At 55.0% G+C, this 5,755-nt stretch carries 5 protein-coding genes and 1 pseudogene; 3 read left to right on the top strand and 3 right to left on the bottom strand.

All coding sequences use genetic code 11. The features are described 5' to 3' along the window. A pseudogene (locus VH86_RS25985) lies at window positions 1-448 on the top strand (hypothetical protein); the annotation flags it as partial. 101 nt (window positions 449-549) lie between these two features. Here VH86_RS25985 and VH86_RS24400 read toward each other — a convergent pair. From VH86_RS24400 to VH86_RS24410, 3 genes are all read right to left on the bottom strand, one after another. Continuing rightward, window positions 550-1,761: an MFS transporter gene (locus VH86_RS24400; RefSeq protein WP_045834416.1), complete on the bottom strand. Its 1,212-nt coding sequence runs from the start codon at window positions 1,759-1,761 to the stop codon at window positions 550-552. A 111-nt stretch (window positions 1,762-1,872) separates the two neighbouring features. Further along, window positions 1,873-2,763, bottom strand: coding sequence for a LysR family transcriptional regulator (locus VH86_RS24405; protein ID WP_045834419.1), 891 nt, complete (start codon window positions 2,761-2,763; stop codon window positions 1,873-1,875). A gap of 179 nt (window positions 2,764-2,942) precedes the next feature. Further along, a complete protein-coding gene (locus VH86_RS24410) occupies window positions 2,943-3,311 on the bottom strand; it encodes a helix-turn-helix domain-containing protein (RefSeq protein WP_034826803.1) in 369 nt (122 codons plus the stop codon). 290 nt (window positions 3,312-3,601) lie between these two features. Here VH86_RS24410 and VH86_RS24415 point away from each other — a divergent pair, with 290 nt between their 5' ends. Together VH86_RS24415 and VH86_RS24420 are read left to right on the top strand one after the other, a co-directional pair. Next, window positions 3,602-4,261: a response regulator gene (locus VH86_RS24415; RefSeq protein ID WP_045834417.1), complete on the top strand. Its 660-nt coding sequence runs from the start codon at window positions 3,602-3,604 to the stop codon at window positions 4,259-4,261. Further along, window positions 4,258-5,616: a HAMP domain-containing sensor histidine kinase gene (locus VH86_RS24420; RefSeq protein WP_045834418.1), complete on the top strand. Its 1,359-nt coding sequence runs from the start codon at window positions 4,258-4,260 to the stop codon at window positions 5,614-5,616. The genes VH86_RS24415 and VH86_RS24420 overlap by 4 nt, the downstream gene beginning before the upstream one ends. The last annotated feature ends 139 nt before the right edge of the window (window positions 5,617-5,755 follow it).

Consider the following 5,755-nt stretch of genomic DNA (forward strand, 5'->3'; position numbering starts at 1 on the left):
GTGGCAGCTGAACTCGCTGATGGTGAGATTCAGGATCGCGGATGATGTTGCCCTGGTGAAGGGAAAAGAGGTTATCAATACCAGTTATATCTTTGATTTTGGGGACTACGGACTCAGTGACGGCTATGGTACCGGACAGGCCAAAGCATTCAGTGGGGAATGGTTGGAATTGAAGACCGATTTTTTCCCTGTGGTCTCTAATCACATCGATAACACAGTCAGTTTAAAGTTTTTCGGAGGGGACACTCAAACAGAAAGGTGGCGTAGGCGTTTTAATCTAAGTAATACGCGATATATAGCTATTGAACCTGTTATTCATTTTATGAAAGTAGTTGTATTAAACCCACCTGATCATCCAGGCAGGTTGACGGCGACTTATCCTGATGGAAGCGTTGAACCAATACCTCATATCTACCCGGATTACGACAAGTTGCTTTCAATTGAATAGTGATACCTAGAAGCTGCCGGGTGGCGAGCATGCCCAGATCCGCTTTAATTTCTCTTCGGAAGAAGAAGTTAAAGCGTCCAGATAAAAAGTACATGGCGCCGCTACCGCTTTTTTAACACCCGTGCATTAAACAGCGCGCACAGCGCCATGATCACACAGGTCGCCAGAAATACCGGGCGCATACCGAAAGCACCGCCGACAAACCCGCCAAATAAGGGACCTGAGACCTGGCCGACGTATTGTGCCGAGGTCGAATAACCCAGCATTTTCCCCACCTGCCCCTGCGGCACATTGTGGCGAATCAGCGCCGTCACGCACGGCATCAAACCGCCCAGCGCCATGCCCATCAGAAAACGCAGTAGCACCAGTTGCCAGGCTTGGGTGATAAATGCCTGTGGGATCAACAACAGGGCACAAACAACCAGGCCGTAAACCAGCACACGCCCATGACCTACCCGATCCGCCAGGCGTCCTAAACGCGGAGCCGAGAGAATACTGCCCAGCGCAGCCGCCGCCATCACCACGCCAGCCGTCACCGTGATCGCATGATCGCCCTGCACGAATTGACCGATATACAGCGTGATGATCGGTTCAATCGACATATTGGCGAAAATAAGCAACATACCGGACAGCCACATCAGTCGTACCAGCGGCAGATTGACCGGTGTTTCGCTCTCATTGTGGGTTTGCGCCACTTTTTTACCCGGCTGACGCGGTGCTTCTTTTAATAAAAAAGTCGTAGCAAGGAAGGCGAGGAAAATCACGGCCCCAGTCAGCCAGAAAGTGTGGCGAATCCCTATCAACGGCGGCAATACCCCGCCCAGCAGTGGCCCCACCACGTTGCCCGCCATAATGCCGGAGGACAACACGCCCAGCGCCCAACCCGTCTGCTCTTTTGGCGTTTGCGCCGCGACCATGATGGTTGAACCCGATGCGTAGCCCCCCAACAATCCCGCCAGCAAACGCAAAGCAACCAGTTGCCACGGCGCCGTCGCCATACCAATCAGCGACATGGCAATCGCCATCCCGAGGCTGGCACGGATCAACATCAGTTTTCGGCCATAGCGATCCGCCAGTTTGCCCCACAACGGCGCGGTTAACGCGGCGCTGAGGAAAGTGGCACCATACGCAGCACCCGACCAGCGCGCAATCGCGGCAGGTTCCTGCACGCCAAGTTGCTGCACATAAAGTGGCAGAAATGGCAGCAGCAACGTCATCGCCACAATGGTGCTGAACGAACCCAGCACGCAGACAAACAAATTACGCTTCCAGTGTTGCTGCTCAGGCGCTAACACGGTTGATGATTGCGACATAGTGATTCCCTGTTATTGCTTTTTTTAGCAGGCTAACAGGGGAGCACGACTTAAAACAGGGAGGGAGGGATATTTGCCAACCAGCGCAGTATTGTTGCCAGCAAACAACAATCAGTTGCCGCTGAGTGCCGTGATCAATGCATCACACAGTAGCGTCACGGGGGATGAGGGTTGCGGCTGCTCTTTAAGCAACAAATAACTGTGTAAGCGGTCCATTTGCCATTCGGGCAGTACCTGTTGGATTTCACCCCGCCCCAGGGCGTCCTGCGTCATATACGCAGGCAGATAAGCAATGCCGGTGCCCGCCAGCGCCGCATTCAGCAGCGCCATGCTGTTGTTGGCACGAAAACGGCTGTGCACATCCAGCGCCAGCCGCTGTTTTTCACGACGAAACGGCAGTGCGGCCGTGTGCGCGGGGCCGTGAAACAGCAACAAATCATGCCGCGTCAGGCGTTCAGGATGGTCGATAGCAGGATGCGCCGCCAGATAATCCGGTGTGGCATAGAGTCCCCACTCGATGGTGCTCAGCTCGCGATAATTGGCCACTTCCGGCGCACGCGCGCGGATCACTATCGCCACATCTGCGCTGGGCTGCGGGTCGTCGCTGGTGGTCAATTCGAGATCGACGTTGATATGAATGTGGCGGCGGATAAAGTCATTCAGAGTGGGAACGACGCACTGACAGCCAAAGGTAATCGGTGCCTGCAAGCGCACATTACCCGCGGGCAGTTGATGAACCTGCTGCACAAACGCATCGGCGCGGTGCATCTCTTCCAGCATGCGGGTACAAAACGGATAATAAGCCTGACCCAACTCGGTCAATGCGACTTTCCGCGTGGTGCGCTGCAACAGTTTGATGCCGAGCCGCACTTCCAGCCGCGCGATTTCGCGACTGACATGCGATTTAGAGACGCCTAAGGTGCGCGCGGCTTCGCTAAAGCTTTGCCGCTCAACGACGCGCGCAAACAGCATCATGGCGGTGAGATTATCGCTGTTGTCCATGTTCTCTGGTGGGTAACAAACGGAGAACAGCAGCTTAAAAGTAAAAGCCGCAATAAGCACCGAATTTAATCAGCGAACGTGGTGGAACGGCGTAATTTATCGCGCAATCCCTTCGCGATTTACTGCGCAATAAATTGCGCCGCTACGTCTTCTGTGCAGATCAATCTCAGCGTCATCGATCAACTGGCCACCGCCAGCGGGAACAACAGACGTTCCTGTTCAACGCGGCGCTGACGACGCAATTGACCCGGCGTGACGCTGAAATAGTTCTTAAAGGTGCGGGTATACGCCTGCTGCGTATCAAATCCGTAGCTCATCGCCACCTGCAAAATCGCTTCGTCGCTGTTGATCAGCGTGAGCGCTGACTCAGTTAACCGACGCTGACGGATGTACTCTGCCAGAGAAAAACCGGTGTGCTGACGGAATAGACGCTGCAGATGCCAGCGGGAGTATCCCGAGCGGCGTGCTACTTCATCCAGATGCAAATCGTGACCTAAGTTGTCTTCAATCCAGTCCAGCAAACTACGGATAAATTCGCGCTGATTCATGGGAACCTCCTGCTTCGACAAAATGTCCAGTGCAGTCACTGTAGCGCGTTAAATTTATCCCTTAATTAGCAGAAAATTAGCGCAGAATTAGCAAGGGGGAAAACGCGTACTCCGTCTAAATCATTCCAGCAGCAGAAAGGCAGTAAGAGTAGGAATCCTCGGGAGCTTGCCTAAGTCAGTCTCGGGATAAGCGCTCACTGCTCACACATCTGTAGCGGGAAGTATGACGGAGGGTAATTCTGGCCTAATTATCTGGCGTTACACTGCGTCCATCAGTTAGGGAGAACACTATGCGTGTGCTGCTGGTAGAAGATGATGAAATGATTGGCGCCAACTTGCAGCAGGCGTTAGAAGCGGCAGGTTGGTCGGTGGACTGGGTGCGTGATGGCGTCTATGCCTCCAATGCCTGGGCCGACGGCGGCTACACCTGCGTGCTGCTCGATCTCGGCTTACCGCGTGAAGACGGTATTCACGTGCTGAAGCGCGCACGCTCGCGAGGCGACATGACGCCCGTGCTGGTGCTGACTGCGCGTGACACGGTGCAACAACGTATTCAGGGTCTCGACAGTGGCGCCGATGACTATTTGCTTAAACCCTTTGATCTGCAAGAGGTACTGGCGCGCATGCGTGCAATCACCCGACGTCGTCACGGAGCGGCGGATTCCCTGTTAGGCAGTGGCGATGTGCAGCTGGATATGATGACGCGCGAAGTGCTGTACAAAGGCCAACGCGAACAGTTAACTGCCCGCGAATATGCCCTGCTTTACGCCCTGCTGGAGCGACCGGGCGCGATTCTGTCACGCGAACAATTAGAGAACCGCATTTATGGCTGGGGTGAAGAAGTCACCAGTAACGCTGTTGATGTGCTGATCCACGGTATGCGCCGCAAGCTCGATAACGAAGTGATTCGCAACGTGCGCGGTTTAGGCTGGCGAGTACCGGCAATATGAAACCTTTCACCTTTATGCGATCCCTGCGTAACAAACTGCTCGCCACGCTGGTGCTGCTGCATCTGGCGATGATCGGCGGCGTCACCTGGTATTTCTACCACTGTTATGGCGATATGATGGGCACCATGAAGGACGATCAGCTCGCCAAGATCGCCGATGCCTGGTCTTCCAGTCAGCGTATGCCCGCGTTAATGCCCATGGTGATGCAGCAAGAGAAGCTCAAAAGCACTTATATCGTTCAGCTGTGGGACACCAACAACCATCTGCGTGCCAGCTCATGGCCTGCCTTACAGGCCCCGCTGCAGGCGAAAAAAGGCTGGTCCGACTTAAAAGTCGGCGACTGTGGCGATGACTGTGACTGGCGCGTGTATACCCGTCCCGGCGAACTGGGCAGTGAAATCGGGAACATTCAGGTACTGCACAACATCGGTTACATGAAAAGTCTGATGGTGAAACGCGTGTTGTCCGCCATCATTCCATTGATACTGATGATGCCGCTGTCACTGCTGGTGATCTGGCTGGTGGTGCGCGCCATCACGCGGGATTTACGCGTCGCCTCGCGGCAAATTGCCGCACAAGAGACACTGCATCCGCATTCGGTGTCACCGGATGGCTTACCGGATGAAGTGCTGCCGCTGGTGGCGGCCTACAACTCATTGCTGGATAAACTGCGTGCGGCATGGTCATCACAGCGCCAGTTCCTTGAAGATGCCGCCCATGAACTGCGCACACCGGTCACCGCGGTCACCTTACAGCTGGAAAATCTGCGCCAGCACATCCAGCCGGGTGAAGCCAGCCGTCAGTTTGATCAGCTGGAAGCGGGCGTCACGCGAACGCGCCATCTGGTGACGCAGTTGCTGAATATCTCGCGCCAGGAAGATCAGTCGGTGGTGGCCACGGTGGAAACCATCCAGCTCGATGATCTGTTGAAAGAGAGCATTGAGCAGTTGATGGTCGTCGCCGATAAACGCGGTATTGATATCGGTTTTAATGGCACCACGCACTATCGCCTGCACGCCAGCCGTTCCGATTTGCGTAGCCTGTTTGATAACCTGATCGGCAACGCGATGTTGCACACCCCGGAAGGCAGCCTGGTGGATGTGCTGCTGCATCGCGTGGGTCATCACACGGTGGTGGATATCGTTGATAACGGGCCAGGCATGCCGGAATCCTTCATCGAACGCGCTTTTGATCGCTTCACCCGTTCGCCAGATGTGCAGGCGCAGGGCAGCGGTTTAGGTCTGTCGATTGTGCGCAGCGTGGCGCAGAAGCATCAGATGCAAGTCGCGCTTTCTAACTGCCATAACGCCCAGGGGCAGATTTCCGGCCTGCAGGTACGCGTTACCTTGCCATGACCAGCGTGTCGCTACCGCCTTGAATATCAAGCGTGGTAGCGGCGAGGCTTCGGTATCGGCTATTGGACTATTGGGCTATTGGTCTAATGGGCTTTGAGCTTTGGCCTTGAGCTTTAGCCTTGGGCTTTGGGCTTTGGGC

The sequence above is a fragment of the Pantoea sp. BL1 genome (genome assembly GCF_000963985.1).
GTDB lineage: Bacteria > Pseudomonadota > Gammaproteobacteria > Enterobacterales > Enterobacteriaceae > Pantoea > Pantoea rwandensis_B.

What these genes read in the sequence shown, in the direction of transcription:
- VH86_RS24405 (WP_045834419.1), bottom strand. Translation starts at nt 2,763, where the DNA reads ATGGACAACAGCGATAATCTCACCGCCATGATGCTGTTTGCGCGCGTC.
- VH86_RS24400 (WP_045834416.1), bottom strand. Translation starts at nt 1,761, where the DNA reads ATGTCGCAATCATCAACCGTGTTAGCGCCTGAGCAGCAACACTGGAAG.
- VH86_RS24420 (WP_045834418.1), top strand. Translation starts at nt 4,258, where the DNA reads ATGAAACCTTTCACCTTTATGCGATCCCTGCGTAACAAACTGCTCGCC.
- VH86_RS24415 (WP_045834417.1), top strand. Translation starts at nt 3,602, where the DNA reads ATGCGTGTGCTGCTGGTAGAAGATGATGAAATGATTGGCGCCAACTTG.
- VH86_RS24410 (WP_034826803.1), bottom strand. Translation starts at nt 3,311, where the DNA reads ATGAATCAGCGCGAATTTATCCGTAGTTTGCTGGACTGGATTGAAGAC.